The organism is Terriglobus albidus (genome assembly GCF_025685425.1).
In the GTDB taxonomy this organism is placed as follows: domain Bacteria; phylum Acidobacteriota; class Terriglobia; order Terriglobales; family Acidobacteriaceae; genus Terriglobus; species Terriglobus albidus.
On sequence record NZ_JAGTAS010000057.1, the window covers coordinates 444,628 to 469,216 of the forward strand.

27 protein-coding genes are annotated in these 24,589 nt (G+C 58.3%); 15 read left to right on the forward strand and 12 right to left on the reverse strand.

The features are described from left to right. Positions 1-43: 43 nt before the first annotated feature. Both OHL21_RS18220 and OHL21_RS18225 read right to left on the reverse strand, forming a co-directional pair. Positions 44-901, reverse strand: a complete 858-nt coding sequence (locus OHL21_RS18220) for an NAD(+)/NADH kinase (protein ID WP_263418718.1) — start codon at positions 899-901, stop codon at positions 44-46. A gap of 1 nt (position 902) precedes the next feature. Beyond that, positions 903-1,676, reverse strand: a complete 774-nt coding sequence (locus OHL21_RS18225; protein WP_263418929.1) for a TlyA family RNA methyltransferase — start codon at positions 1,674-1,676, stop codon at positions 903-905. Positions 1,677-1,845: 169 nt separating this feature from the next. Between OHL21_RS18225 and OHL21_RS18230 the strand changes: the two genes are divergently transcribed. Together OHL21_RS18230 and OHL21_RS18235 are read left to right on the forward strand one after the other, a co-directional pair. After that, entirely contained in the window at positions 1,846-2,412 is a 567-nt protein-coding gene (locus OHL21_RS18230) for an RNA polymerase sigma factor (protein ID WP_263418719.1), read from the forward strand. After that, positions 2,409-3,281 (forward strand): anti-sigma factor, encoded by an 873-nt coding sequence (locus OHL21_RS18235; protein ID WP_263418720.1) that lies wholly within the window; start codon positions 2,409-2,411, stop codon positions 3,279-3,281. Before OHL21_RS18230 ends, OHL21_RS18235 begins: the two co-directional genes overlap by 4 nt. Positions 3,282-3,377: 96 nt before the next feature. On the opposite strand, the gene OHL21_RS18240 is transcribed toward OHL21_RS18235, so the two are convergent. After that, a complete protein-coding gene (locus OHL21_RS18240; protein WP_263418721.1) occupies positions 3,378-4,700 on the reverse strand; it encodes a YncE family protein in 1,323 nt (440 codons plus the stop codon). Positions 4,701-4,762: 62 nt separating this feature from the next. Between OHL21_RS18240 and OHL21_RS18245 the strand changes: the two genes are divergently transcribed. Then, positions 4,763-5,668, forward strand: coding sequence for a DUF92 domain-containing protein (locus tag OHL21_RS18245; RefSeq protein ID WP_263418722.1), 906 nt, complete (start codon positions 4,763-4,765; stop codon positions 5,666-5,668). Positions 5,669-5,736: 68 nt separating this feature from the next. Here the strand turns inward: OHL21_RS18245 and OHL21_RS18250 are convergent, their stop codons facing one another. Continuing rightward, positions 5,737-6,381 (reverse strand): YdcF family protein, encoded by a 645-nt coding sequence (locus OHL21_RS18250; protein WP_263418723.1) that lies wholly within the window; start codon positions 6,379-6,381, stop codon positions 5,737-5,739. Between the two features lie 37 nt (positions 6,382-6,418). Continuing rightward, entirely contained in the window at positions 6,419-7,045 is a 627-nt protein-coding gene (locus OHL21_RS18255; RefSeq protein ID WP_399258949.1) for an L-threonylcarbamoyladenylate synthase, read from the reverse strand. Positions 7,046-7,422: 377 nt separating this feature from the next. Here OHL21_RS18255 and OHL21_RS18260 point away from each other — a divergent pair, with 377 nt between their 5' ends. Continuing rightward, positions 7,423-8,046: a hypothetical protein gene (locus tag OHL21_RS18260; RefSeq protein ID WP_263418725.1), complete on the forward strand. Its 624-nt coding sequence runs from the start codon at positions 7,423-7,425 to the stop codon at positions 8,044-8,046. A gap of 75 nt (positions 8,047-8,121) precedes the next feature. On the opposite strand, the gene OHL21_RS18265 is transcribed toward OHL21_RS18260, so the two are convergent. Further along, positions 8,122-9,705: a DHA2 family efflux MFS transporter permease subunit gene (locus OHL21_RS18265; RefSeq protein ID WP_263418726.1), complete on the reverse strand. Its 1,584-nt coding sequence runs from the start codon at positions 9,703-9,705 to the stop codon at positions 8,122-8,124. Positions 9,706-9,813: 108 nt separating this feature from the next. On the opposite strand from OHL21_RS18265, the gene OHL21_RS18270 reads away from it, so the two are divergent. Further along, complete coding sequence (locus tag OHL21_RS18270) at positions 9,814-10,422, forward strand: TetR/AcrR family transcriptional regulator (RefSeq protein ID WP_263418727.1); 609 nt, start codon at positions 9,814-9,816, stop codon at positions 10,420-10,422. A gap of 57 nt (positions 10,423-10,479) precedes the next feature. Here OHL21_RS18270 and OHL21_RS18275 read toward each other — a convergent pair whose 3' ends face one another. Next, positions 10,480-11,844: an ArnT family glycosyltransferase gene (locus tag OHL21_RS18275; protein WP_263418728.1), complete on the reverse strand. Its 1,365-nt coding sequence runs from the start codon at positions 11,842-11,844 to the stop codon at positions 10,480-10,482. 260 nt (positions 11,845-12,104) lie between these two features. On the opposite strand from OHL21_RS18275, the gene OHL21_RS18280 reads away from it, so the two are divergent. Then, positions 12,105-12,845: a TrmH family RNA methyltransferase gene (locus OHL21_RS18280; protein ID WP_263418729.1), complete on the forward strand. Its 741-nt coding sequence runs from the start codon at positions 12,105-12,107 to the stop codon at positions 12,843-12,845. A 3-nt stretch (positions 12,846-12,848) separates the two neighbouring features. After that, entirely contained in the window at positions 12,849-14,186 is a 1,338-nt protein-coding gene (locus OHL21_RS18285; RefSeq protein WP_263418730.1) for a replication-associated recombination protein A, read from the forward strand. Between the two features lie 259 nt (positions 14,187-14,445). On the opposite strand, the gene OHL21_RS18290 is transcribed toward OHL21_RS18285, so the two are convergent. Next, positions 14,446-14,913, reverse strand: a complete 468-nt coding sequence (locus OHL21_RS18290) for an AI-2E family transporter (protein ID WP_263418731.1) — start codon at positions 14,911-14,913, stop codon at positions 14,446-14,448. Between the two features lie 166 nt (positions 14,914-15,079). Between OHL21_RS18290 and OHL21_RS18295 the strand changes: the two genes are divergently transcribed. Beyond that, a complete protein-coding gene (locus OHL21_RS18295; protein ID WP_263418732.1) occupies positions 15,080-15,304 on the forward strand; it encodes a hypothetical protein in 225 nt (74 codons plus the stop codon). Positions 15,305-15,472: 168 nt separating this feature from the next. Continuing rightward, complete coding sequence (locus OHL21_RS18300) at positions 15,473-16,402, forward strand: MBL fold metallo-hydrolase (RefSeq protein WP_263418733.1); 930 nt, start codon at positions 15,473-15,475, stop codon at positions 16,400-16,402. Here OHL21_RS18300 and OHL21_RS18305 read toward each other — a convergent pair. Together OHL21_RS18305 and OHL21_RS18310 are read right to left on the reverse strand one after the other, a co-directional pair. Then, positions 16,384-16,791, reverse strand: a complete 408-nt coding sequence (locus OHL21_RS18305) for a MarR family winged helix-turn-helix transcriptional regulator (protein WP_263418734.1) — start codon at positions 16,789-16,791, stop codon at positions 16,384-16,386. The genes OHL21_RS18300 and OHL21_RS18305 overlap by 19 nt on opposite strands. Next, complete coding sequence (locus OHL21_RS18310; protein ID WP_263418735.1) at positions 16,788-17,171, reverse strand: hypothetical protein; 384 nt, start codon at positions 17,169-17,171, stop codon at positions 16,788-16,790. The genes OHL21_RS18305 and OHL21_RS18310 overlap by 4 nt, the downstream gene beginning before the upstream one ends. 94 nt (positions 17,172-17,265) lie before the next feature. Here OHL21_RS18310 and purQ point away from each other — a divergent pair, with 94 nt between their 5' ends. Next, entirely contained in the window at positions 17,266-17,961 is a 696-nt protein-coding gene (gene purQ / locus OHL21_RS18315; RefSeq protein ID WP_263418736.1) for a phosphoribosylformylglycinamidine synthase subunit PurQ, read from the forward strand. 18 nt (positions 17,962-17,979) lie between these two features. After that, complete coding sequence (locus OHL21_RS18320) at positions 17,980-18,780, forward strand: tyrosine-protein phosphatase (RefSeq protein ID WP_263418737.1); 801 nt, start codon at positions 17,980-17,982, stop codon at positions 18,778-18,780. A gap of 370 nt (positions 18,781-19,150) precedes the next feature. Here OHL21_RS18320 and OHL21_RS18325 read toward each other — a convergent pair whose 3' ends face one another. Both OHL21_RS18325 and OHL21_RS18330 read right to left on the reverse strand, forming a co-directional pair. Then, positions 19,151-19,876 (reverse strand): SDR family NAD(P)-dependent oxidoreductase, encoded by a 726-nt coding sequence (locus OHL21_RS18325; protein ID WP_263418738.1) that lies wholly within the window; start codon positions 19,874-19,876, stop codon positions 19,151-19,153. Positions 19,877-20,283: 407 nt separating this feature from the next. Then, positions 20,284-20,820 carry a carboxypeptidase-like regulatory domain-containing protein gene (locus OHL21_RS18330; RefSeq protein WP_263418739.1) on the reverse strand — a complete coding sequence of 179 codons (537 nt, stop codon included), beginning with the start codon at positions 20,818-20,820 and terminating at the stop codon, positions 20,284-20,286. Positions 20,821-21,044: 224 nt separating this feature from the next. On the opposite strand from OHL21_RS18330, the gene OHL21_RS18335 reads away from it, so the two are divergent. The 4 genes from OHL21_RS18335 (at position 21,045) to OHL21_RS18350 (ending at position 24,519) form a co-directional block, all read left to right on the forward strand. After that, entirely contained in the window at positions 21,045-21,341 is a 297-nt protein-coding gene (locus OHL21_RS18335; RefSeq protein WP_147648982.1) for a co-chaperone GroES, read from the forward strand. 95 nt (positions 21,342-21,436) lie between these two features. Beyond that, positions 21,437-23,104 (forward strand): chaperonin GroEL, encoded by a 1,668-nt coding sequence (groL, locus tag OHL21_RS18340; protein ID WP_263418740.1) that lies wholly within the window; start codon positions 21,437-21,439, stop codon positions 23,102-23,104. 27 nt (positions 23,105-23,131) lie between these two features. After that, positions 23,132-24,190: a hypothetical protein gene (locus tag OHL21_RS18345; protein ID WP_263418741.1), complete on the forward strand. Its 1,059-nt coding sequence runs from the start codon at positions 23,132-23,134 to the stop codon at positions 24,188-24,190. Positions 24,191-24,315: 125 nt separating this feature from the next. Then, positions 24,316-24,519 carry a hypothetical protein gene (locus OHL21_RS18350; RefSeq protein ID WP_263418742.1) on the forward strand — a complete coding sequence of 68 codons (204 nt, stop codon included), beginning with the start codon at positions 24,316-24,318 and terminating at the stop codon, positions 24,517-24,519. Positions 24,520-24,589 lie beyond the last annotated feature (70 nt).

Below are 24,589 nucleotides of genomic sequence, written 5' to 3' on the forward strand. Positions count from 1 at the left end.
ATGTTTTCATCGAAAGGAAAAATTCAGCACCTGAATGGCGACTCTAACGTACGCCCCACTTCAGTTTCGTGCGCAGGACATCAAAGAGCCCGGTGTCGTACTGCTGAATCAACCGGACGGCATGCTGCGAGCGGCGGCAGTGGAGCTCGTCCCCAACCTCCAGGGCGACAGCTTCCTGACCGTCCACGGTCAGATACGTCTGGTCCGCGATGCCCTCTACCTTGATCTGAATTTCGGAGTCGCCCTGCACCACGATCGGGCGGATCGTCAGCAGGTGCGGACAGATCGCATTGACGATCATGGCATTGACGTCCGGCATGACGATGGGACCATTGGCCGCGAGCGAGTACGCCGTAGAACCAGTCGGCGTAGAGACGATCATTCCGTCTGCACGGAAGGTCGCCACAAGCTTTCCGTTCAGCGTGATGGTGAAGTCACCCATACGCGCTATCGCGCCCTTGGAGATGACCACATCATTCAGCGCCTCGAACTCGTGGAAAGGTTTCCCCTCTCTCCACAGCTCGGCATGCATCATGCTCCGCTGATCAACCTCGCAACAGTTCACACACCAGGCCTCGAGCGCCTTATAGAGATCCTGAATCGGAATCTCAGTCAGAAATCCAAGCGAGCCCAGGTTCACGCTCAGAATCGGAGTTGCAGTCTTGGCAAAGGCGCGGGCCGCGCTTAGCAGTGTTCCATCGCCACCCAGCACAACTACCAGTTCCGGGTGGAGGGCGGCCAGCTCGTCACGATGCATTCCTTTCCCAGCATGAGCGTACGCCGCGGACTGCTCGTCAAAAACGGGTTCATAGCCCCGTGACTTCAACCAGGAGGCAAGCTCCGGCATGATGGTTTCCAGCTCAGCTTTCTGCGGTTTTGAGATAAGGGCAACCCTGCGCATGCTAGCTCAGTGTACCTTTCGCGGAGCCGAAGACGACGTGTAAGAGGAACTCCCGGTTCCCTTCTCCTCCCAGAATGGGGGAATCAATCACTTCCAGATGGCCTCCTCCAAGCTCGGCGAGACATTGCCGCACTTTTTCGATCGCATTGCGTTGCGCTGTTTCATCGCGAACGATGCCACCTTTGCCGACAGCTTCTCTGCCCGCTTCAAACTGCGGTTTCACCAAAACTACAGCCTCTCCGTTCCACGAGCCCCCCTCAGCAGCCCTCAATGCGCCAACCACCGGCGGTAATACGAGCGTAGCCGAGATGAAAGAGACATCCATCGCAAAGAAACGGATTCCGGCCGGCAGATCGCCAGGCTGCAACAAGCGCGCATTCGTACGCTCGCGAAGATCGACACGCGGGTCCTGGCGTAGCTTCTCGGCAATCTGTCCGGCGCCGGTATCGACACCGAGAACATGCGACGCACCGTGTTGCAGCATGCAATCAGTAAATCCACCGGTAGAGACACCGACGTCCAGGCAAAACAAATGACTCAGATCGATCTTCCACTGCTGCAAGGCGTGTTCGAGCTTAAGGCCACCACGACTGACATAACGGAGATCATCGCCGAGAATGCGAATCGTGGAGTCGATGGCGACAGGTGCACCCGGCTTATCAAGCTTCTGCTCATTCACGAGCACGCGGCCTGCCATGATCATGGCCTGCGCACGTTCGCGGCTGGGAGCGAGCGAACGCTCCATCAAGAGTTTGTCCAAACGAAGTTTTGCTATGGCTGCCACTTCTGGCAGGGTACACTCAAGCCAACTCCTGCGCGTAGTACAGGAATCTCTGTAGAATGAGCGGGATGTGCCATGCTTGAACAGCGTTCTGATGGCGCTTTCATGGCATGAAACCCCTGGGTTAGACCCACGTAAATCTGTAAGAGCTGCTGAATCGTTCATGTATCGAGACCCTGAAGTGAAGAGCGAGTCCGGAATCCAGATGCGCGATGACGCATCCCTGCTCGCCCTTGTTCAGTCAGGCGACGAACAGGCGATGGCATCGCTCTACGACCGCTACTCCCGGGTTGTCTACTCGGTTGCATTGCGTGTCCTGCGGGATCCCGGCGCCGCCGAGGATGTGTTGCAGGGCGTGTTCATGCAGATATGGCGCAATCCGGATATCTTTCAGCAGACACGGGGCACGCTCGGTGCGTGGCTGGCTGTGGTGGCGCGTAATCGCTCCATCGATGCGCTGCGCCGGCGGCGCCCAACCGATTCGGTCGAAGATGTCATTCTTTCCTCCGGCTTCAACCTTGCCGACGAGGCGGAACGCAACGCGCTGATTGAGAAGGCACGCACCGTGATCCAGAACCTGCCGGCCGAGCAGCGCAAGACGCTTGAGATGGCATTCTTCGATGGCCTGACCCATATGGAGATCTCCGAGATGACCGGAGATCCTCTCGGCACCGTAAAAACCCGCATCCGCAGCGCGTTGATTTCGCTGCGCAGGAGCTTCCAGGCATGATCGAGCCCAAGCATATATCGGCCGATGACCTGGCTCTCTACGCCATGCAATTCCTCACGCCCGAGGAAACGGCTCTCGTTGAAGCACACGTGCGTCACTGTCAGGAGTGCCGCCGTGAACTGGCAACTATCCAGGGCGACCTTGCAGCCTTTGCTCATACGGCAGAGATGCAGACGCCGCCTGTCGTGGCGCGTCAGCGCCTGATGACCCAGGTCAGCCGTGAAAAACGAGTCGTGCCTCAGCCTGAAACGGCACTGCGTCCAGCAGGCGCTCATGACGGCTCAGTTCCCTTCGCCAGCTATGGAGCGTCGGGCTTCGATGAATATGACGAAGCCCCGCGTAAAGCAGGCATCGGCACCATCATCTTTGGCTGGGCAGGATGGGCTGTAGCAGCCGGACTGGCCTTTGGCGGCTACTATCTCTATCGCCAGCGCGAAGAGCTGCAGCGCAGCCTGCGCATGAATGCGGCGCAGATGGCAAGTCTGTCAGAAGACGCGGCCAGGGCACGCGAGATTCTGGATGCTCTTTCTGACAAGACGACCCAACGCGTCACTCTCACCAGAGCGGAGACCGCTCCATCACCAAATGGACGCGTAATCTATCGCGCCGACCGTGGCATGCTGCTCTTCCTGGCCAGCAACATCGCTCCAGTGACTCCTGACAAGACCTATGAGCTGTGGATCATCCCCGCGGAGACAGACCGTTCGCCGATCCCTGCCGGCAACTTCCTGCCCGACGAGCGCGGCAACGCCTCCATTGTGCTGCCGGAGGTGCCGAAGGGGGTCAACGCGAAGGCATTCGGAGTGACCGTCGAGAACCGCGGCGGATCCCAGGTGCCGACACTACCGATCATCATGGTCGGCATGTAGCCATAATTGAATGATTCAAGAAATGAATAATTGAAGACAAGAAGAAGGGCGGCCATCGGCCGCCCTTCTTCTTGATCTTTCGATTTCTTGTGAGCGTTACTGCGCGTTGCGGCGGACTGAAACCCCGTTGCCCAGAATATCGATCGTCGTATAACGCGTATCGGTGCTGGTATCGATGACCGTGAGGAAGTGTGAATCGCTTGCAGTGGTGTAGACCTTGCCCTTCGGCGTGCCGGTGACCGCGGTGATCCAGTTCGGATGACCGACCACCTTCACCTTCGCCGTGACGGTGTTCGTGGTCAGGTTGACGACGTAGACAAGACCGTTGCTGGCATCAGGCGCGGTGGGATCGTCATTGCACATGACATAGGCGCGGGTTCCATCCTGCAACGCCGATACCTGCGTACAGTTGGTGCCCAGCGGCACCGTCGCTACAACCGTACCGAAATCGGCCGCGTCCACCGGATTGTTGGTGTCGCAGTTGGGATTGCTGGTCGAGCTGTTGGCATTGCAGAGCGGGACGTTGACCACGCTTAACGAGCTGGTCGTGGAACCCTGGTTGAGCACCAGAAGCTCGTTGATGGAGCTGACAACATCAGCCCACACAGGAGCAGTACCCACCGTAATGGTGGGATGCGCGGCGTCAGCGGTATTGGCCTGTGAGTTGATCACCGAAACCGTGTTGCTGCCCTTGTTCATCACAAAGACGCGCTTCGAATCGGCGGTCATCACACCATAGACCGGCTGGGTGCCGACGTTGATCGAGGTAGAGATCGTATTGGTCGACGTATCAATCGCAGCCACAGAACCCGTGGCGCCGGAGCCCTGGCTGATCGCGTAGTAGCGCGTGCCCGTGGTAAGACCCACAACATACTGCGGATTGGCCGCAACGTCATACTCCTGGCGCAGCGAAGCCGGCGAACCACCAACGATCTGACCGACGGCAGAACGACCAAGCTCGCTGACGAACGCTCCGGAGGAGGTTGCAAACAGCGAGTTCGCATTCGCGTTGGAAAACAATGTCGTGGAGTACACGATGTTCGTCTTCAACGTAGGCGAGACGTCAAAGTTATTCAGCACTGTTCCGCTGGAGCTGGCGTGCAGCGAGTATCCTGTACCGCCGTTGCTCGCCGGAGCCAGATCGAAATACGTTGGCTTCGGCGCAATGTTCGCAATCGCCAGAACCGTGTCGCCGGAGAAATCGACGACCGTAATGAGACCTGGCTGTCCGCTGCCAGGATCGGAGACCACAGCCAGCAGCTTCTGCGGCTGCGAGGCCGGGCCAACGGGGTTGATAGAGCTCACAACGGCGCGATACGTATTGCCGCAACCGCTCAACGGAACCAGCGCTGCCGCCGCCGCCAACACTGCACCGGCCTTCGCCAGCACTTTCTTTCCGTACCGCACTTCTGAAGCCAAACCATCTCCCAAACGCAGACCGAGGTCCGATATGCTCAAAGCCGATTGTAAATCACAGGTGCATGAGCCAGACCACACTCTCCATCACAGGAAAAACCATCCCCGCATGGCGTGACCGGCTGCAGTCGCAGTTACTGACCGCAGCCTGTGCCTGCTCCCTGCTGCTGACCTGCTATTCCATCTTTGTCTTCAGTCTTGGACGAGCAGGATTCGCCTTCGTTGCAGGCCCACTTTCGATTGCCGTTGCCTTCGCGATGGTAGTCTTCGCTCTACGGTCGGCGACGCTGGGCGGCTGCCTTATGGGAGCGCTGATCTGCTTCGATCTCATCGGCTGGACCCGTGACTACAACAGCAATCTGCTGCACTCGGCTCTGACTCCATTACTGGCGCTGTTCCTTCTGACCTGGGCGGCGACGCGGGTCAGGCGCACCGAGAAAGAGCGGGCCGGCCTGGCGGAACCGAAACATGGGAGAACCGCCTCGCAGGTCGCCGCCAATCTGGCGACCGCGGCTCTGATTGTCACCTGGCTTGGCGCATGGCTGCTTGGCAAATTTCTCAAGCTTCCCTACCCCTTCAGCTACTTCGCATCGCTGGCCGCGTGTGTGGCAGCGTTGGCGGAAGCGACGGCTGACACCATCTCTTCCGAGATCGGACAGGTCTTCGGGGGAGAGCCGTGGCTTGGATTTCGCCGCGTCCCGCCGGGAACAGACGGCGCCATCTCGATGGTCGGCACCCTCGCGGGTGTCGCCGGAGCGGCAATTGTGACCGGGATCGGCTGGTGGGCTCTCCTGCTGACTCCGAAGGTGGCGGCGGTTGCCTTCCTGGCTGCAGTGCTTGGCCTCTTCTTCGATACGCTGCTTGGGGCAACCGTGGAACGGGCGGGCTGGCTGGGGAATGATTTGGTGAATTTTTTGTCGACGTTGATCGCGGCGATTGCAGCTGCAGTAGGGATTGGATTGCTGCGGTAAAACGGTTCGAGCTTCGCTCGAATTACCCCATGTCCCCGAGGGACATTGGGCACCCGGAGTCCGTATCCTTAAAGGTCCTCTGCGCCGATCCACCAGCGATGCACGAAGCTGGCGGGAATGTGAAGCCGGACAGCGGTATAGCTGACGATCTCATGCACAATGCGCATCCGGTAGTCCCAGGGGCTGATGCGTCCGTAGATTGACCGAGGCGAGGTCCACACATTTAAGCCAGCCTGACGGCATAGCTCGCGGATACGAAAGAGGTGCGATCCGTCACTGACCACCACCACATGCCGCCAGTTTTGCGTGCGTGCCAACTCCGCCAGCACCTCCACCTGTTGTTCTGTATCGATGGAGCGCGTCTCCGGAATGATCTGTTCGTAGGGAACGCCCTGGGCAAGCAGGTAATCCCGGCCGACACCGCCCTCAGTCCGGCCGGAGTCCTTCTCCGTACCTCCGCCGAGTGTCACGATGATGGGGGCAATCTGTCTACGATAGAGCGCCACAGCCTTATCCAACCGGGCATGCAATACAGGAGAGGGCCGGCCCCCATACTCGGCCGCGCCAAATACCGCAATCGCATCAGCCGGTTGTGCCTGGTCCTCCTGCGCGACCTGCACAATCTGGCGATACACCCAGGCGCACCACGAGAGCGCCGCTAATAGAACCAGGAGCAGCAACCATCGCCAGAAGTGCCGTTTTCGCTCAGGCATGTGCTTCCATCATACGAAGCATGGCAAGTATCGACGATCAGGCCCGTTGCAGTGCAAGCGCGATCTCGTGCGTAGGAACCGCGCCTTCGCGCAGAATCATCCAGGATGAACCGCCGCCGCTGAGGTCGACAATGGTCGTCGGCAGCGTGCGGGCCGTGGGCCCACCATCGACAATCAGCGGAATCTGATCGCCGATCTGCTCCCGGACACAGTTGGCGTGCGTGCACTCAGGCAGTCCTGACATATTCGCCGCGGTTGCTGTAATCGGAAGGCCGAGTTTGGCGACAACGGCGCGCGGAATCGCTGCCTCCGGAACGCGCAGAGCAACGTTGCCGGTATGGGCGGTTACACGCAAAGGCAATTTACCGCCGGCTTTCACGATGATGGTCAAAGGACCGGGCCAGAACTTCTCCGTCAAACGATCGAAGGCGGTATCGAGATCACGCGCCAGTTCATACGACTGGGAAACCTCAGAGAGAAGCAGGCTCAGCGGTTTGTATTTTGCGCGTTTTTTAATCTCATAGATACGCTCGACGGCGCGAAGGTTAACGGGATCCACGGCAAGCCCGTAAAAGGTATCGGTCGGTATACCGACCACATCACCCTGATTCAGGCGTTCGGCGACATACGCCACAACCTCCGGTTCCGGCTCATCCGGATGCATACGAACAACGTCAGCGCTCAATACGGTCCCTCTGAAACTCATTCAGAGTACAACAAGCACTGTTTTTCGGTTGCCTGTGAGACGTCAAAACGCATCGCCCAGACGCTGCCACAGAGCAAACTCTTCGCTCTGTCGCTGTTACCTCCGTAACCGATATTGCTTTCTACAGATCTGTTCTTTTCAAATAACTGCAACTATCTCCGCCCGATTGTGTCTGGTTCTGTCAGGTTGGCTCCCCCCGTTCCGATGTGTTCCAAACACATTGGTTCAAGGTCAACCGGAAAGGACCGGTATACGGTCTGGACGGTCATCTCCCGGCTCGTCGTCCGGCCTTCCCTGATTCGCATTTCGATCTCAGTGTTGGAGGAACTAAAAAAATGAACAAGTCATATCGGACGCATACTCTTGCTCTCTCCCTCATGTTTCTCTTCAGTGTTGCCGCTTTTGCGCAGCGCGGTCACCCCATTGGCGGTGGCGTAGGTCTCGGCGGCGGTGCGGGTGCTGGTGTCGGCTCAGGCGGTGCGCTTGGCGCCGGTGGGCTTGGCGCCGGTACAGGCGCAGGGGTCGGCGCCAACGCTGGTACCGGCCACACCAATGTTGGTGTGAACGGAGCAGCTTCCGCGAACGTCAACGCATCCCGGCAATCGCCCGATACGGTTCTGACCAACACGCATCTCAACTCGTCGCTCACCTCTGCCCTTGGCCACAGCGGTGTCTCGATCCCGGGCGGCAATCTTCAGACCGCCTGCTCAGGCTTCAAGAATCTCGGAAACTGCGTTGCGGCAATGCACGTTGCACAGAACCTCAACATCCCCTTTGCCAGCCTGCAGTCGCAGATGACCGGCTCGAACGCCGTCAGCCTCGGCAAGGCCATCCAGAACACCGCAGCGGCCGGCACGGATGCAAAGGCGGAAGCGAAGAAGGCCACCAAGCAAGCCAACGCTGACATTCATGCCAGCGAGTCTGCGTCTTCGACTACCACGGCCGACTCCCACATGTAAGTCGCTTCTTCTCCGAAAATACGAAGGAGACTCCCGCATGGGAGTCTCTTTCGTATTTAAGAACTTCACCCGGCCTCAATGCCCGGCCGGCGCCTTGCCTCCCACCTTGAAGTGTTTTGCCAGAAGCACCAAAGGAGCGGCGATAAGGGTGATCCAACCCATCAGACGAAAGCAGTCCATAAAGCCGAGCATGCGGGTATGCGCCTCAAACTGTGCATAGAGCTGGGCGTATGCTCCGCGCGTGGCATCTGCGACGCTGTAGCCGTGGACCTGAAGATAGTTTGAAACCTGCCGCACATTCTGCTGCAGCGCATCGCTGGATGAAGAAAAATATGCTGACAAGCGATCCTCATGGAAGTTCTGCCGCCGCTCGCTCATCGTGGTGACAAAGGAGACGCCGAAGCTTCCACCCCAGTTGCGGAAGAGATTCGTCAAGCTCGACGCTTTGTTGTTCTGATCAGGCCTGAGCTGTGAGTACGCCAGCACCGTGAGCGGGACGAAGAGAAAGGCATACCCCAGTCCCTGATAGGCGCGGGCAAAGGCGTAATGAAAGTAGTCAGACTGCAGTGTCAGACGGCTGTAATAGAACATCGAAGCCGCGACGACAGTCAGGCTGGCGCCGATCATCATGCGCGGGTGCACCAATCCGCGCTGCACCAATTGGGCAGCGACGGGAGCGAGAAACGTGATCACAAGCGCTCCCGGACCAAGCACCAGACCGGCGTCGAGCGCACGATATCCGTACAGGCTTTGCAGGATCTGCGGAATCATCGTTGTTGTTGCGAAGAGGCCTACACCGAAGATGAAGTAAAAGGCGCAGGCAATCGCGAAGTTCCGGTTTGCGAGCATATGGAACTCAACGATGGGATCTGAGGTGCGCAACTCCCACCAGATCGCAGTGCCCCAGCAAACTACTGCAATGGCAAACAGCCAGGTGATCGTTCTGCTGCCAAACCAGTCGTCGATCTGGCCACGATCGAGTACCAGCTCAAGCGCAGCCGAGCCGATACCGATCAGCGCAATACCGACGCCATCTACCTTGCCGCCGCCCTGCGCCTTTAGCTTGCGGCGGTCTTCCTCAAAGGCTGGAGGATCGTGCACAAAACGCTCCGTCAGAAACAGACTCAGCGCTCCAATGGGGATGTTGATGAAGAAAACCCAACGCCAGTTGAAGTTATCGGTGATCCATCCGCCAAGGACGGGACCGATTGCCGGCGCCGTGACGATGGCAACGGTATAAAGCGCAAAGGCGCTGGCCCGCTTCGCCGGCGGGAACGTGTCGACCAGAATCGCCTGCTCCACCGGGGCAAGGCCACCGCCTGCAATTCCCTGCAGCACACGCGCGATCAGGATCACATTCAGGCTTGGTGCGATACCGCAGAAGAAGCTGGTCACCGTGAAGAGCGCCACACAGAGCATGTAGTAGGTCTTGCGGCCGAAGACACGGCTCAGCCAGGCTGACATCGGCAGAACGACAGCATTGGCAACCAGGTAGGTCGTCAGAATCCAGGTCACCTCGTCAAAGCTGCGGCCCAGTCCTCCGGCGATGTGCGGCAGAGCCACATTGGCAATGGAAGTATCCAGAAGTTCCATGAAGGTCGCAATGGTTACAGTCAGCGCCACCACCCATGGATTCACCTGCCTTCGGTTCTCTGTCACGCCTGCATCCCCCCTATGCGACCGATCGGTCTCTTTTGGCATCCAAAAATATGAGACCGAACGGTCTCGCGTAGAGATAAGATGGAGCCGCGCAGGAGAACGATTCAAATGAAAAAAGGCCAGCAGACGCGCGAACGCATCATTGCCCAGGCAGCCCCCGTGTTCAATGCATATGGCTACGAGGGAGCCACCATGTCGCAGCTGATGGAGGCCACCGGCCTGGAAAAGGGCGGCATCTATCGCCACTTCAGCAGCAAGGAGGAGCTTGCGATGGAATCGTTCAAGTTCGCCTGGAATGCCGTGCTGAAGGCCCGTCTGCGAGGACTGGATGAAGTTCCGACCGCCCTCGGCAAACTGCGGCACATCATCGATAACTTCATTGAAGTCCGGGCGCCGGTTTCAGGAGGCTGCCCTTTGCTGAATACCGCCACAGATTGTGACGACGGCAACCCGGCGTTGCGTGAGCTGGCAAAAAAGACGCTGCAAAGCTGGCAGCAGCGCCTGATGGGAATTGTGGAAGATGGCATACGCAGCGCGGAGATCGCGAGTACTACTTCCCCGAAGATCACGGCGAACATCCTCATCTCTACCCTGGAGGGAGGCGTGATGATTACCAGGCTGGAACGCTCTCTCGATGCTCTTCATGACGCCCGTACCGCGTTGTATGCCCACCTGGAGACTATCGCAGCAAAACCCGGCAGGCATTCAAAAAGCTGATCCCGCGATGGCGGAGGAAGACTTCTCTGCCTTCCTCTGCCACCGATAACAAGCGATTCAGTTGGCCGGCTGAAGCTCCACGTCGACGGCGAATGCATCCTCATCTTCGGCCACGTAGCTTTCCTGTGGCTGCATTCCTACCAGGCCTACGATGACGAGAGCCAGAATCTGCGGCTCGATGGGCTGACGATAATCCATCGAAGCATGCGTCAGGTAATACGGGATAGGAAACAGCACGATGAGCGCGAGGTACGGCATGACCGAACGCCAGTCCTGTCGCAGCCAGCGGCGGATACCGCGCACCATCAGCAGCGTGAGACCAGTGCAAAAGAACCAGTTCGGGATATCGAAGGGTTCGCGCTTCAGATAAGCACGATCGAAGCTCCAGAAGCTGGTCCAGTAACGCAGAGCTCTGCGTACAGTGACAGCCGCGAAATAGCGAGGATGTTGACGGACGAAATGTACCGAGAGATCGTGCTTTTCCGCCAGATATGCCGTCTCTCCCATCTCGATCCACTTCTTCATCTCATAGGCATCACTTGCCGGATGCGCTGCAGGAGGATTGGTAACCGAGGTGTCTCCATGGTTGCCAGCATAGAACTCGAGCCAGAAACCATCGCGCAAGGGCACGGCCGTATGCAGGACACGCTGATTGCGGATCGACCAGGGCAGGACAACGACGATCGTGGCCAGCACCGTAACTGCCATACGACGGATCCATGGTCCGCCCTCGCGGCGTACACGCCAGCCGGCAAACAGGAGCAGAAACGGAAGCGAAGTCAAAACTGAAGGATTTGAAAGCAGCGTAATCCCGAAGAGCACACCGAAAGCAGCCCAGCCGATCGACCGGTGAGCACGATGCAGCACCTGTGCCGCCCAGAAGCAGCAGGCAAAAAGCAGCGAGGTTAAAGCGTAGTCCCAGACCTGGGACGCGGAGAAATAGATGGCGAAAGGATAGAGAGCCCAACCCCACGCAGCCCAGCGCGCCGCTCGCTGACCTGCGACATTACGAACACTGAAATAGACCGGAATGCAGGTCAGCGCGGAGAAAAGACTGTTGATTGCCAGCAATGCATGGGCAGCCTGCAGCGTATAGAGCCCGAACAGGCGAAAGACACCGGCCATCAGGTACGGATAGAGAGGTGGAACCAGGGCTGTGGGCCCGGTCAACGGAAGGAAGGGTGCGCTGAAGCCATGGCCGAAGAAGAGGCTGCGCGCAACCCATCCCATCTCGGCGCCAAAATCACCGTGATCGGGCGTTGGTTTGGCAATATCGCCGGCGGTGAATACAGCAACGATCAGCCGAATCGCCAGAGCAAAGAAGACGATGGCGGGCAGGAGCCTGACCGGAGAATCGAAACTGTCCCGAAGGCGGGAGAACCACGTAGAACGCTTCGTATGCGTCGCGAGGACTGTCGTCATGCCACCTCACGGGAGGTACAGGACGCGGGGATATCGCCGTACCAGAGACGGCGAGTTTGTTTCCTTGCATGGAGCTCCTTCATGAGCTTCTTGGACGTGTTCTTTTTGTTTTTGAACTACAAACGCACTAAAAATCTCCCGTGTGAGGAGTGCAGTAGGTCGAATGTCACGTCTAAAGTTGCCCTAGTCTCTCATCCCCAAGGCTTTAAAATGTTTAAAATCTGATGCCTGTCCTGATTACCAGCCGAACGAATTCCCATTTGAAACAGCTTCGAGCCGCCCTGGATGGACAAGTCCGGCTCTCAGGCGGATATATCGGTATAGAGGGCGAGCACCTGCTGGAGGAGGCTCTTCGCAGCGGCTTGGACATAAAGTCCATCTTCCTGCGAGAAGACCGAATCCTTCCTGCATCCTTTGTTCTGCCTCCGACCTTGGAGGTCATCACCGTCGCAAAGGATGCTTTTGTTTCAGCAACAGAGACCCCGCAGGGGGTTGCCGCTTTGATTACTCCCCCCCGATACTCCCCCGAGGCGCTGTTGGGCGGCAAGCCGCTGATCGTCATTACCGAAGCTCTTCAGGATCCAGGCAACCTTGGCACTCTGATCCGCACGGCAGAGGCCTTCGGAGCCACCGGCGTGGTGACACTTCCGGGAACCGTATCGCCCTGGAACCAGAAAGCGCTGCGTGCCTCCGCCGGGTCGGCGCTGCGGCTGCCGATAATTGCCGGGGATACAGCAACCATCGACCTGCTGCGTCGTAACGGAGTCCGTATCCTCGCGGCTGTCCCCGCAGACGGTATACCGGCAACCAAAGCGGGCCTGGTAGAACCTTGCGCCATTCTTCTGGGCAATGAAGGCGCGGGGCTTTCGGCCGCAATGCTGGGTCTCGCCGATGAACGCATTACCATCCCGACGCCGGGGCCGACAGAAAGCCTGAACGCCGCCGTGGCAGGCAGCATCCTTCTCTATGAAGCAGCGCGGCAACGCGCGGGTGAGCAGTAGAGCATGGGACTCTTTGATGTATCTCCGATGGTGCAGGACACCGGCATGGCACGTGCTCCCTTGGCCGAACGCATGCGCCCGCGCACGCTGGATGAATTCACCGGCCAGGAACATCTACTTGCCCCCGGCAAGCCGCTGCGCACCCAGATCGAGCAGGACGATGCCGCCTCCATCATCCTGTGGGGGCCGCCCGGAGTCGGTAAGACGACACTGGCGAAGATCATCGCACGCGTGACGCAGGCCACCTTCATCGAATTTTCGGCGGTGCTCTCCGGCATCAAGGAGATCAAGCAGGTGATGGCTGACGCGGAGAAAGCCGCCCAGATGGGCTCGCGCACGATCCTCTTTATCGACGAGATTCATCGCTTCAACAAGGCACAGCAAGATGCCTTTCTGCCCTACGTCGAGCGCGGTTCTATCCGCCTGATCGGCGCGACAACCGAAAACCCTTCCTTTGAAATTAATGCTGCACTGCTCTCCCGTTGCCGTGTCTACACCCTGCAGCAGCTCACGCAGCCGCAAATCATCAGTCTGCTGCAACGTGCGCTGCACGACCAGGAGCGAGGCCTCGGCAAGCTGGGCCTGGCAGCAGACAATGCGGCAATGGCTACGCTCGCCAGCTACTCCAGCGGAGACGCCCGGTATGCCCTGAATGCGCTGGAGGTCGCCGCAAAGCTGGCAGCCTCGCGTAAACAGAATGAACTGACAGAGGCGTTAGTCACCGATGCCCTGCAGCAGCGCGTGCTGCTCTATGACAAGAGCGGCGAACAGCACTACGACCTGATCTCGGCGCTGCACAAGTCGGTGCGGAACTCTGACGCCGATGCGTCACTGTACTGGCTTGGCCGAATGCTCGCCGCCGGCGAGGACCCGATGTATGTGGCTCGCAGGGTGGTCCGTATGGCGGTCGAAGATATCGGCCTGGCGGCGCCGGAAGCGCTCAATCTCTGCCTTTCAGCGCGTGATGCCATGCACTTCCTCGGTTCTCCCGAAGGTGAGCTTGCACTCGCCCAGGCCGTGACCTACCTCGCCCTGGCTCCAAAGTCGAATGCCGTCTACACCGCATGGGGCGCGATACAGCAGGATATCCAGCGCACGGCCGCTGAACCCGTGCCGCTGCACCTTCGCAATGCTCCTACATCACTGCTGAAGTCGCTCGATTACGGTAAGGATTATCAGTACGCCCATGACGTCGAAGGTAAGGTGGCCGATATGGATTGCCTGCCTCCTTCTCTCGCGAACCGCCGCTACTACCATCCCACGCAGGACGGCCGTGAAAAGCTGCTGGCGCAGCGCATGGAGGAGATCCGGCGCATCCGCGAGTCGAATCGCAAACGTTAGCAAATAGGAGAGTCGACTCTCTCGTTGCGCCATTCTTTGCTGCTAAGCGAAAGAATGGGGTCCCCGGCGAACTTGTTCGCTGCGGTTTAGTGTGGGGTATCGCGCTGCGGGCAACCGCCTTTTTTTGTTTGTCATTTCGTAGCGACATGGGGAGCGAAGAAATCTGCTTCTCTCCCCATGTCGTCATAAGGAAAAACAATCTCGCTCCGCTCGCGATAAAACCTGCGAAGAATGGGACAACGAAGGCGTGCGTAGTCGCCTAGTTCGCCTTCGGCTTCCGAAACGCGTAGATAACGGCCAGCAGTGGCGGAGCCAGCAACACTCCCCAGAAGGGGATGATGATGCCAAGCACAATCGGCCCGAAAAAGGCTGCCCACCAGGGGACGCGTGCCGTCCGCTTCAGCAGATAGGGTTGGATCAACAGGCCATCGATAGCGGCGATCGCACCGTAAAGACCAAGCAGCCAGCAGTAGCTATACCAATCCTTGTCGGTAAAGAGGAGCGCCAGCGCTGGGCCGCAGACGCTGAGTACCGGACCGAAGTTGGGAATGAACTGCAGCAGGCCGCCGAGCATACCCCACAGCGGAGCCAGCGGAACCCCGATGAGGGTAAGTCCGAGCCACCACAGTGCCCCGACGATCAGCGCATCGAGTGTCGTGGCACGCCACCACGCCACCAGGGCTCCGCCGGCCGTCTTCAGTGCATTCTCCCGATCAAATTCGGCCACCCCTGACCTCCACTGACCATGTCATCAGATACCTAGGATGCTCCCCCCGGCGCGCGGGTGAAAAGATGCGGTCCAAATCGGCAGCCGGTCCGCGGGACGGACATCGCAAAATGGCGGGACAATCAACCTTTCCACCGCTCGTACGTCCATTAGCATGGATGTCGTTATGCCCTGGCCGAAAAAAATCTGTGCACTCTGTGAGGAAGAATTTGAGCTGAAGCCCGACAAGCCCGGCTTCGCGAACCACTGCCCAGCCTGTACCGCATTCGAGATGGAAGAGGCTGCAGCCAACAAAGGCCCGAAGGATGCCGATCAGGTCCGCTACGAGGCCGAAGTCAATGAGGCCCGGCGCGCCTCCATCAAGAACCTGCTCTACCGCAAGGACAGCTAGAGCATTTTCCCTGTAGGTGTGGTGTCGGGCTTCCGCATCTATGGGCGTTTTCCGCAATGAAAACGCCGCTGCACTCTTCTTCCGGGATACCCAGCAACAGGAAAAAGGCTCTAGTCAACTCTAAGGGCTATCATGGCAGGCATCTCTTGGTTCCAGGAGTGTGCCACCGTGAAGCCCTTTTCCCTTTCCCTGTGTATCGCCCTGTGCGGCATCCCTGGTTCCTTCGCCATAGCGCAGGCCGGTGCGCCTAAACCGCCGATGATTCCAAGCGGCGAAACGCGCAAGCTGACCACTCATACCTACGCGATTGAAGACAAAGACACAACGCCGGGCGTGCCGAATATCGGCTTCGTCGTCGGTTCCCGCGCGGTCCTGGTCATCGACACCGGAATGGGTCCGCGAAATGGCAAGACCGTCGCAGCCGAAGCTCAGAAGCTTGCCCCCGGACACCAGATTTATCTGGTGACCACACACGTGCATCCCGAGCACGATCTCGGCGCCGAAGCCTTTCCTCCACAGACCAAGATGATTCGCTCGGTCGACCAGGAAAAGGACATTGCCCAGTACGGCCTGAGCATGGCCAACACCTTCATCGCCCGTAGCACAACGAATGCCGAACTGCTTACCGGAGCAAATTTCCGCACCGCAGATATTCATTTCGACAAATCGTACGATCTCGATCTGGGCGGCGTTGCTGTCCGCATTCTGGCCATGGGGCCGAACCATACTCGCGGAGACACCGCAATCTGGGTACCGGCCGAACGGGTCCTGTTTTCAGGCGACGTCGCCATGAAGGGGTTGCCGTCATTCGCCAGCCCCGACTCCAGCGTGAAGCAGTGGCTGGCCAGCCTGCAGACCTTTGCCTCCCTGAAACCGTCCATCGTAGTTCCCAGCCATGGGCCGATCGGAGACATGAGTTATATCACCGGCTATCAGTCTCTGCTGACCACCGTGCGTGACCGCACCACGGCGCTGAAGCGGCAAGGGAAGTCTCTGGAAGAGGTGACATCCACGCTGACCGCCGAGCTCAAACCGAAGTACGTCGATAGCAATCGCCTGGCGGGAGCTATCCGGACAGCCTATGCCGAAGCCTCGTAGCTGACGGCACGCATTGCGGCAAACAGAGCCTGCCACTCCTCGTCACCCAGCGCTTTGCGGAGACGTTTCTGTGCCCGCTGCCAATGCGGCATCGTGTCGGCCAGAAGTCGCCGGCCGACAGAGGTGACGCGCAATCCGCCACGTCCACCCTCCACCCAGCCGCGTTTTTTCATCACGGCGATGTCGCGCGAGACAGTGGTTTTATCCATGCACAGAGCATGGGCAAGACCAGCCTGCGTACAAAGCGGCATATGCTCCATCATTTGCAGCAGGCCGAACTGCGCCGGCTCCATGTGGCCCGCCATCTCTTCGGCATACAGACGCGTCAAGACTCTCGCCAGCCGGCGGGCAGACATGCAGGCGCACGGAAGCTCTGGAAGAGCCGTCACTGCCTGCTCCCCAGAAGGCGTTTGAGTGGCTGCAGCGGCGCGAGCGGCGTGAACTGGAGATCGACAAGGCCGGCCTTATCCAATGGCAGCGCGCCCATAATGCCCTTGGCCTCGTCCACACTGGTGGCGTTTAACAGAAAGACGACGCCTGTGCCATCGGCACGCGAATACCACTGCAGGATCTTGCCGTCGAGATAAGCCTGGACGGTATCCATCACCTCCTGCTGCATAACGGGAGCTACCTTCGACCTCATCTCCGGCTTAACTGTGAGGTTCACCAGAATACAGGTGGGTTTCACGGGTGTCTGGGAAATGGGAGACTGGGAATGCAAGCTTCCCCAACCGGCAAGAAGCACGAGGACGAGAAGAAATTTGCGCATGACGACTCCTGACCTATAAAGTTGTATGTACAACTTTATAGCGCTCTCCTCCCTCTTCTCCAAAGGAATTCTCCGAAACAGCTACAATTAAGTCATGAAGTTTGGCGTCCTCGTCTTCCCCGGATCGAACTGCGACCACGATACCTACAACGTGCTCGACGCCGTCGCGCATCAGCCGGTGACCTTCCTGTGGCATGAGTCGACCGATCTGCAGGGCTGCGATGCCATCCTTGTGCCGGGAGGCTTCGCCTATGGCGACTACCTCCGCACCGGAGCCATCGCCCACTTCGCCCCGGTGATGGGCGCCGTGAAGAAGTTCGCGGCGAACGGCGGCCTGGTGATGGGCATCTGCAACGGCTTCCAGATTCTGACCGAGAGCGGTCTGCTGCAGGGCGCGCTGATGCGCAACGCCGGCCTGAAGTACATCTGTAAACAGGTTCACCTGCGGACCGAGACGACCGACTCGCCGTTTACCGCTTCCCTTTCTCAAGGAGAGGTGCTGCAGATGCCGGTCGGCCACATGGAAGGCAATTACTTCTGCGATGAGGCGACGCTGACTCAGCTTGAAAAGCAGAATCGCATCGCCTTCCGTTATGCCACTCCCGAAGGCCTGGTCACTCCGGAAGCAAATCCTAACGGCTCGCTGAAGAACATTGCCGGCGTCCTCTCTGAAGGACGCAATGTGCTCGGCCTGATGCCGCATCCGGATCGCTCCAGCGAGGCAATGCTCGGCTCCGCCGATGGTTTGAAACTGTTCCAGAACATGGTGTCGGCGCTTGCCGCCAGATGATAGGCTGAGCACTTCAGAATGATCGATCTTCATCATCATCTGCTCTATGGTCTCGACGATGGTGCGCGAACGCTGGAAGATTCGCTCAACATGACGCGCATGGCCATCGAAGATGGCATTACCCACATTGTGTGTACGCCGCATGCCAATCACCGGTATCGTTTCGATCCGGAGATCAACAACGCGCGCCTGAACGATATCAGGCAAGAGCTGCATCGCACCGGCGATGGCGACAAGATCACTTTCGGACTCGGCTGCGACTTCCACATGACGTATGACAACATCGAGGACGCCAAGGTGAACCCTGCCAAATACAGCATCAACGGCAACGGATATCTCCTGGTAGAACTTCCCGATGAAGGCATCCCCGTTGGTCTGACCGAAACCTTCTACCAGCTGCAGCTCGCCGGCCTGACGCCCATCCTTACGCACCCGGAGCGCAACGCTACGCTACAGCGCAACCCGGACCGGATGAAGAACTGGATCCGCGGAGGTCTTCTGATCCAGGTCACGGCAGGTTCTGTCATCGGCCGTTTCGGTCGCCTGGCACAAGCCCTGGCCTCGCGCATGCTGGCGGATAACTGGGTTCACGTCATCGCGACCGACGCACATAACGTCTCCAGCAGGCCTCCCAAGATGCGCCAAGCGACCGATACCATTGAAGAGATGTACGGCGCCGAAACTGCTCGCCGCCTCTGCGTCGAGAACCCGAGGCGCATCTTCTACGGAAAGCAGCTCGGAGAGCAGCCGGAACCAATCGGCATCTACGGCGACTTACAGCCGAAGAAATCCTGGTTCGATAAACTGCTCCGCCGCTAGGAGCATTTTCCCTGTAGGTGTAGTCCAGAGCATCAGCATCTATGGCGTTTTCCGCAATGAAAACGCCGCTGAACGCCCTTCCGGGATACCCAGCAACAGGGAAAATGCTCTAAAGCAGTCCCCGAACTGGGTGCCCCATCCATTGCGAAGCAATGGGTGGGATGTTCGAGCGCAGCTCGAATCGGTTTTGACATCCGAGGCCGCTTCGACATTACAGATAAAGACTGTTCGAGCAAAGCTCGAATTTCCCGCTCACGCTTCGCGTGACCACCCCAACGAACACGTTCGTCGGGGGCCCCGGTGAATGGGGCACCCGGTGCATCGGCGATCCCTATTTTGTGGATACACCCTAGCAACCAGCAACTCGCCTTTACAGCGACAGTCCACCGTCAACGCTGATCAACTGTCCTGTGATGAAATGCGGGCCAGTCGCGAAGAAAAGCACTGCGGCGGCTACCTCTTCGGCGCTCCCATTGCGCTTCATCGGCGTACGTTCAGCAAAGTGCTGGTACTCAGCTTCCAACTCGCCAAAGACAATCATTCCCGGAGCGACGCAGTTCACACTGATCTCCGGCGCCCAGGCTTTGGCCATCGTCTGGCTCAACATGTGCAACGCAGCCTTGGAGGTGCAGTAATGCGCGTGCGTCGCCCAGGGATGCAGTCCGCCAAGCGAACCGATGTTCACGATGCGTCCATGACTGGCTTTCAAATATGGAAACGCCGCCTGCGCCACGAGGAATGGCCCACGCGTATTGGTCTCGGCCATGGCATCCCATTGCTCGACCGTAAGGTGCTCAAGGGCAGCGGTCTCAAAGCGTCCGGCGTTATTCACCAGCAGGTCCAGTCCGCCCATCGTCTCCGCCGTCTGATGTACCGCCTCTCGCACGCTTTGCGGAAGACGCAGATCGCAGGAGAGAGCATAGGCCGCAACGCCTGACGTCCGAATCTCCGAGACCACATGCTCCGCCTCGGCGGCAGACTCCCGGTAGGTGATAGTGACATCCGCACCCGCACGCGCCAGCTCCAGCGCGATTGCGCGGCCAATTCTTCTTGCGCCACCCGTAACCAGCGCTCGCTTCCCTGAAAGCAGACCCATGCGGAAATTAGAGCATTTTCCCTGTTGCTGGGCATATCGGAAGAGGAGTGCAGCGGCGTTTTCATTGCATAAAACGCCATAGATACAGGAGCCCTACGCTACACCTACAGGGAAAATGCTCTAATCGCATTCTTCCCTGTTGCTGGGTATCCCGGAAGAGGAGTGCAGCGGCGTTTTCATTGCGGAAAACGCCCATAGATACAGGAGCCCTACGCTACACCTACAGGGAAAATGCTCTAATCGCATTTTTCCCTGTTGCTGGGTATCCCGTAAGAGGAGTGCAGCGGCGTTTTCATTGCGGAAAACGCCATAGATACAGGAGCCCTACGTACACCTACAGGGAAAATGCTCTAATCGCAACAAAGCAAACGAGCCGCCCGTGGGCGGCCCGTTTGATCACTTCGCGATTACTTCGGTGAAGAGGTGTTGTTCGTCTTGTTATCCGAATTGTTGTTCGTCTTGCTGTCCTTCGGACGATTCGCTTCCTGAACGCCGGCCTTGCGCTGCGACTCCTTGTCGCCGTTGTCCTGATATGCCGAAACCTGCTCCCGCGGACGCACGACGCGAACCTCGATGGCCTTATTCGCCTCCGCAATCTCGTATTGCTTGGCGTAGCTGGCAAACCCGGTTGCGAGCACCTGCAGCACTACGGTGGCTCCACGCGGAATCACATCGATCATTGCCTTACCGTCAGGGCCGGTCTTCACCTCATAGCTGCCGTTCGGCTGACCGTCTTCCATGGGACGGAAGATCACCGCCGCATTCTGAATCGGCTTGCCGTTGAAGTCCTTCACCACCAGAACTTCAATACGCGAGGTCTCCGGCGGCGCTTTGTACTTACGCCCATGCCGATCTTCACGGTTGTCCTGGTTGTTGCTCTGGGCGCTGCTTACACCCGTAACCGCCATTACCGCCGCTAACGCTACAACACCTGCAAACCGCATCCTGGAGCCCCTCAAAAGCTGACGCTATTGTACTTCTGCCACTCTATGACGAGGGAGGATATCGTTCGATAGCGCCGCCCATGAGCGCTGAAGTAATATGAGCGCGTTTCACTCATATTTAATCTCCACAGCTTGACTTCGAATTCTGGTTTGCATATCTTTAGCAATCGGAAGGCGTGAGTGCTAATTCCGCCGGACCAACCATTTCAAGGAGAAGTCAACACATGGCATCGACGAAGTTTACCCCGCTGCATGACCGCATTCTGGTCAAGCGCGTAGAAGAGGGCGAGACTCTGCGCGGCGGCATCATCATCCCCGATTCAGCGAAGGAAAAGCCCTCGCAGGGCGAGGTTATTGCAGTGGGCAAGGGCAAGTCGAACGATGAGGGCAAGGTCTTCCCGCTTGATGTGAAGGTGGGCGACAAGATCCTCTTCGGCAAGTACTCCGGCACCGAGATCAAGCTCGACGGAGAAGAGTTCCTGATCATGCGCGAGGAAGAAGTCCTCGGCATTGTCAAGTAAATCTCACAATCGAGTTGTATCCCTGCCCTTTCGTCGGGCATGGACGAATCCTATCTCGCCCGTTCTGCGGGCTAACGAACTAGAGGAAAAGGAATATGGCAAAGCAAATCCTGCACGGTGAAGACTCCCGCCAGGCCATTCTGCGCGGCGTGAACACGCTGGCCGACGCAGTGAAGGTCACCCTGGGCCCCAAGGGCCGCAACGTTGTTATCGAGAAGAAGTTCGGCTCCCCGACCATCACCAAGGACGGTGTGACGGTTGCCAAGGAGATCGAGATCAAGGATCCGATCGAGAACGTCGGCGCCCAGCTCGTCAAGGAAGTCGCTTCGAAGACCTCGGACGTTGCCGGTGACGGCACCACCACCGCTACTGTTCTGGCGCAGGCCATCTATCGTGAGGGCGTGAAGACCGTTGCGGCCGGCGCGAACCCCACCGCTCTGAAGCGCGGCATCGACAAAGCTGTCGAGACCATCGTGGGCAAGCGTAAGGAAGACGGCTCGGTTGAGGGAGGCGCCCTGGCCAAGCTGTCGAAGCCGGTCTCCGGCGACATGATCGCTCAGGTCGGCACCATCTCCGCCAACGCTGACTCGCAGATCGGCTCCATCATTGCTGCCGCCATGCAGAAGGTCGGCAAGGATGGCGTGATCACCGTGGAAGAGTCCAAGACCATGGAGACCCAGCTCGACGTGGTTGAGGGCATGCAGTTCGACCGCGGCTATCTCTCGCCCTACTTCGTCACCGACGCAGAGCGCATGGAAGCCGTACTCGAGAACCCCTACATCCTCATCTACGAGAAGAAGATCTCCACGATGAAGGACCTGCTGCCTCTGCTGGAGCAGATCGCCCGCACCGGCAAGCCGCTGGTCATCATCGCCGAGGACGTCGACGGCGAGGCCCTGGCGACCCTGGTCGTCAACAAGCTGCGTGGCACGCTGAACGTCGCCGCCGTCAAGGCGCCCGGCTTCGGTGACCGCCGCAAGGCCATGCTGGGCGATATCGCCATCCTAACCGGTGGCCGCGCCATCACCGAAGACCTCGGCATCAAGCTTGAGAGTGTGAAGCTCGAGGACCTGGGCACCGCCAAGCGCGTGACCGTCGACAAGGACAACACCACCATCGTCGACGGCGCGGGTAAGGACAACGAGATCGAAGGCCGCGTGCGCGAGATCCGTGCGCAGGTCGAGAAGACCACCTCCGACTACGACCGCGAGAAGCTGCAGGAGCGCCTCGCCAAGCTGGTTGGCGGCGTTGCCGTCATCAAGGTCGGTGCTGCCACCGAGACCGAGATGAAGGAGAAGAAGGCTCGCGTGGAAGATGCTATGCACGCAACCCGCGCTGCCGTGGAAGAAGGCATCGTTCCGGGCGGCGGCGTTGCCCTGGTTCGCTGCGCCAAGGATGTCGACGCTCTGATCAAGACCCTCGAGGGCGATGAGAAGATCGGCGCCACCATCATCCGTCGCGCTATCGAGGAGCCTCTGCGCCAGATCGTCGGCAACGCCGGCGAAGAGGGTGCAGTGGTTGTCGGCAAGATCCTGGACGGCAAGGACAACCAGGGCTACAACGCAGCCACCGGCGTCTTCGAGGACCTGGTTGCCGCCGGCGTCATCGACCCGACCAAGGTAACCCGCACCGCTCTGCAGAACGCGGCTTCCATCAGTGGCCTGCTGCTGACCACCGAGGCTCTCATCTCCGAGATCCCCGAGAAGGCTGCTCCGGCTGCCGGTGGCCACAGCCACGGCGGCGGCATGGACGGCATGTACTAAGTCCTACGCGGACGGCGAATCGCGCCTATGGCGCAAGCAGAACGGCCCCGGTTTCCGGGGCCGTTCTTATTTCAACAGAAGGAAGGCCACGTGGAGCCTACAAAACGTGCACGCAAAATAGCTGAAACCTACAAAACCACTACGGGTGAAGACCTCATCGTTATCGACGCCAGTACGTTTCAGACGCAACTAGGCTCCCTCTCGACCACCATGATCAACCTCTTGGAGCGAGAAGCCGCTAAGGTCAAGCCGCATCCGTATTTAAATGACGACCTGGCAATGATGCTTCGACAGATGCGAACAACCTGTGACCTTCTTTTCTATCTCAACGCGGACGAAAAGATAGACGGAGATCCATCCTACCGCCAAGGATACGGATTCGTCTTTTTACCCTTAATCCGCTCGATGATTGACGGCCTTTACAACATCACTGCGCTCTTGGATGACTCTTTGCGCGCCAAACAATTTCGGTCCATCGGTTATCGCAACATCTTAGACGGATTAGAAGAAGATAAAAACCGATATGGAACCGATCGTAGATGGATCAACTACTGCGACCAGAAGATTCGCGCTCTCTCGATAGAGTGGAGACAATGCGGGTTCACCGAAGATGAAATCAGACAGGCCAAGCCATGGCCGACATTGGGTGCTTACCTCCGAAACAAACCTACAAACACGCCACACAAGCTGTTCCTAAGTCAACTGACATATGGTTTTTGGCGTGAGTATTCCGCACTATCTCATGTGACTTTTGAAGGGCTAAAGGCAATCTTCCCGTTCATCGGGAAAGATCGTATCCCACGCGAAGCGCGAGATCGAATCGAAGATGAAGGGCATCGGGTTCTCACGATGCATATTGCTCGGGCTTCCGGAATTCTCCTATGTACCCTGACCGAACTACAAGTGCATTACATGTTTCCGGAATCCAATATTCCCAACCGATTGCACATAATATGGGACGCCCTAAACCAATTACCCGAGGTACGGGAACTGTACGAAACCAGATATAAGTCCCTCATGCTAAGAAACCGAATTTTGTCGGGACCCGAGATTCCTGCAGAATTCCGGAGGTATTTCAAACAATAGCAATATGAAATAACCACACACTCTTTCCACACATTGCTACGTGTCGCTTATGCGCTTATCCGGCACGTTTACATGTCTACTTTTGCAACGGCCGTCTGAACCATTGCCGTTATCATGGAACCTTCATGCAGGCACTCAAGGTCTCAGTCGCGAAGCGTTCTTCGCAGAAACCATTCTGGCTACCCCGCTATTACGACTTCAATGTGTTAACTACGGCCAAGATTCGGGAAAAGATTGATTACATACATAACAACCCCGTTGTTCGAGGTCTGGTTCCCTCTGCCGAGATGTGGCAATGGTCGAGTTACGACATTCCCATCGTCGTTTAGACTTCAGTGCCATCGAACCCACCCTAGCGTTGCGAGGGTGGGGCACCCGAAATGGGTGAACGATCTTCCC

Excerpts from the sequence above, each read along its gene's own strand:
- OHL21_RS18220 (WP_263418718.1), bottom strand. The coding sequence starts at position 901 with ATGCGCAGGGTTGCCCTTATCTCAAAACCGCAGAAAGCTGAGCTGGAA.
- OHL21_RS18230 (WP_263418719.1), top strand. The coding sequence starts at position 1,846 with ATGTATCGAGACCCTGAAGTGAAGAGCGAGTCCGGAATCCAGATGCGC.
- OHL21_RS18235 (WP_263418720.1), top strand. The coding sequence starts at position 2,409 with ATGATCGAGCCCAAGCATATATCGGCCGATGACCTGGCTCTCTACGCC.
- OHL21_RS18245 (WP_263418722.1), top strand. The coding sequence starts at position 4,763 with ATGAGCCAGACCACACTCTCCATCACAGGAAAAACCATCCCCGCATGG.
- OHL21_RS18250 (WP_263418723.1), bottom strand. The coding sequence starts at position 6,381 with ATGCCTGAGCGAAAACGGCACTTCTGGCGATGGTTGCTGCTCCTGGTT.
- OHL21_RS18255 (WP_399258949.1), bottom strand. The coding sequence starts at position 7,045 with ATGCATCCGGATGAGCCGGAACCGGAGGTTGTGGCGTATGTCGCCGAA.
- OHL21_RS18260 (WP_263418725.1), top strand. The coding sequence starts at position 7,423 with ATGAACAAGTCATATCGGACGCATACTCTTGCTCTCTCCCTCATGTTT.
- OHL21_RS18270 (WP_263418727.1), top strand. The coding sequence starts at position 9,814 with ATGAAAAAAGGCCAGCAGACGCGCGAACGCATCATTGCCCAGGCAGCC.
- OHL21_RS18275 (WP_263418728.1), bottom strand. The coding sequence starts at position 11,844 with ATGACGACAGTCCTCGCGACGCATACGAAGCGTTCTACGTGGTTCTCC.
- OHL21_RS18285 (WP_263418730.1), top strand. The coding sequence starts at position 12,849 with ATGGGACTCTTTGATGTATCTCCGATGGTGCAGGACACCGGCATGGCA.
- OHL21_RS18295 (WP_263418732.1), top strand. The coding sequence starts at position 15,080 with ATGCCCTGGCCGAAAAAAATCTGTGCACTCTGTGAGGAAGAATTTGAG.
- OHL21_RS18310 (WP_263418735.1), bottom strand. The coding sequence starts at position 17,171 with ATGCGCAAATTTCTTCTCGTCCTCGTGCTTCTTGCCGGTTGGGGAAGC.
- purQ (WP_263418736.1), top strand. The coding sequence starts at position 17,266 with ATGAAGTTTGGCGTCCTCGTCTTCCCCGGATCGAACTGCGACCACGAT.
- OHL21_RS18320 (WP_263418737.1), top strand. The coding sequence starts at position 17,980 with ATGATCGATCTTCATCATCATCTGCTCTATGGTCTCGACGATGGTGCG.
- OHL21_RS18325 (WP_263418738.1), bottom strand. The coding sequence starts at position 19,876 with ATGGGTCTGCTTTCAGGGAAGCGAGCGCTGGTTACGGGTGGCGCAAGA.
- OHL21_RS18330 (WP_263418739.1), bottom strand. The coding sequence starts at position 20,820 with ATGCGGTTTGCAGGTGTTGTAGCGTTAGCGGCGGTAATGGCGGTTACG.
- OHL21_RS18335 (WP_147648982.1), top strand. The coding sequence starts at position 21,045 with ATGGCATCGACGAAGTTTACCCCGCTGCATGACCGCATTCTGGTCAAG.
- groL (WP_263418740.1), top strand. The coding sequence starts at position 21,437 with ATGGCAAAGCAAATCCTGCACGGTGAAGACTCCCGCCAGGCCATTCTG.
- OHL21_RS18345 (WP_263418741.1), top strand. The coding sequence starts at position 23,132 with ATGGCGCAAGCAGAACGGCCCCGGTTTCCGGGGCCGTTCTTATTTCAA.
- OHL21_RS18350 (WP_263418742.1), top strand. The coding sequence starts at position 24,316 with ATGCAGGCACTCAAGGTCTCAGTCGCGAAGCGTTCTTCGCAGAAACCA.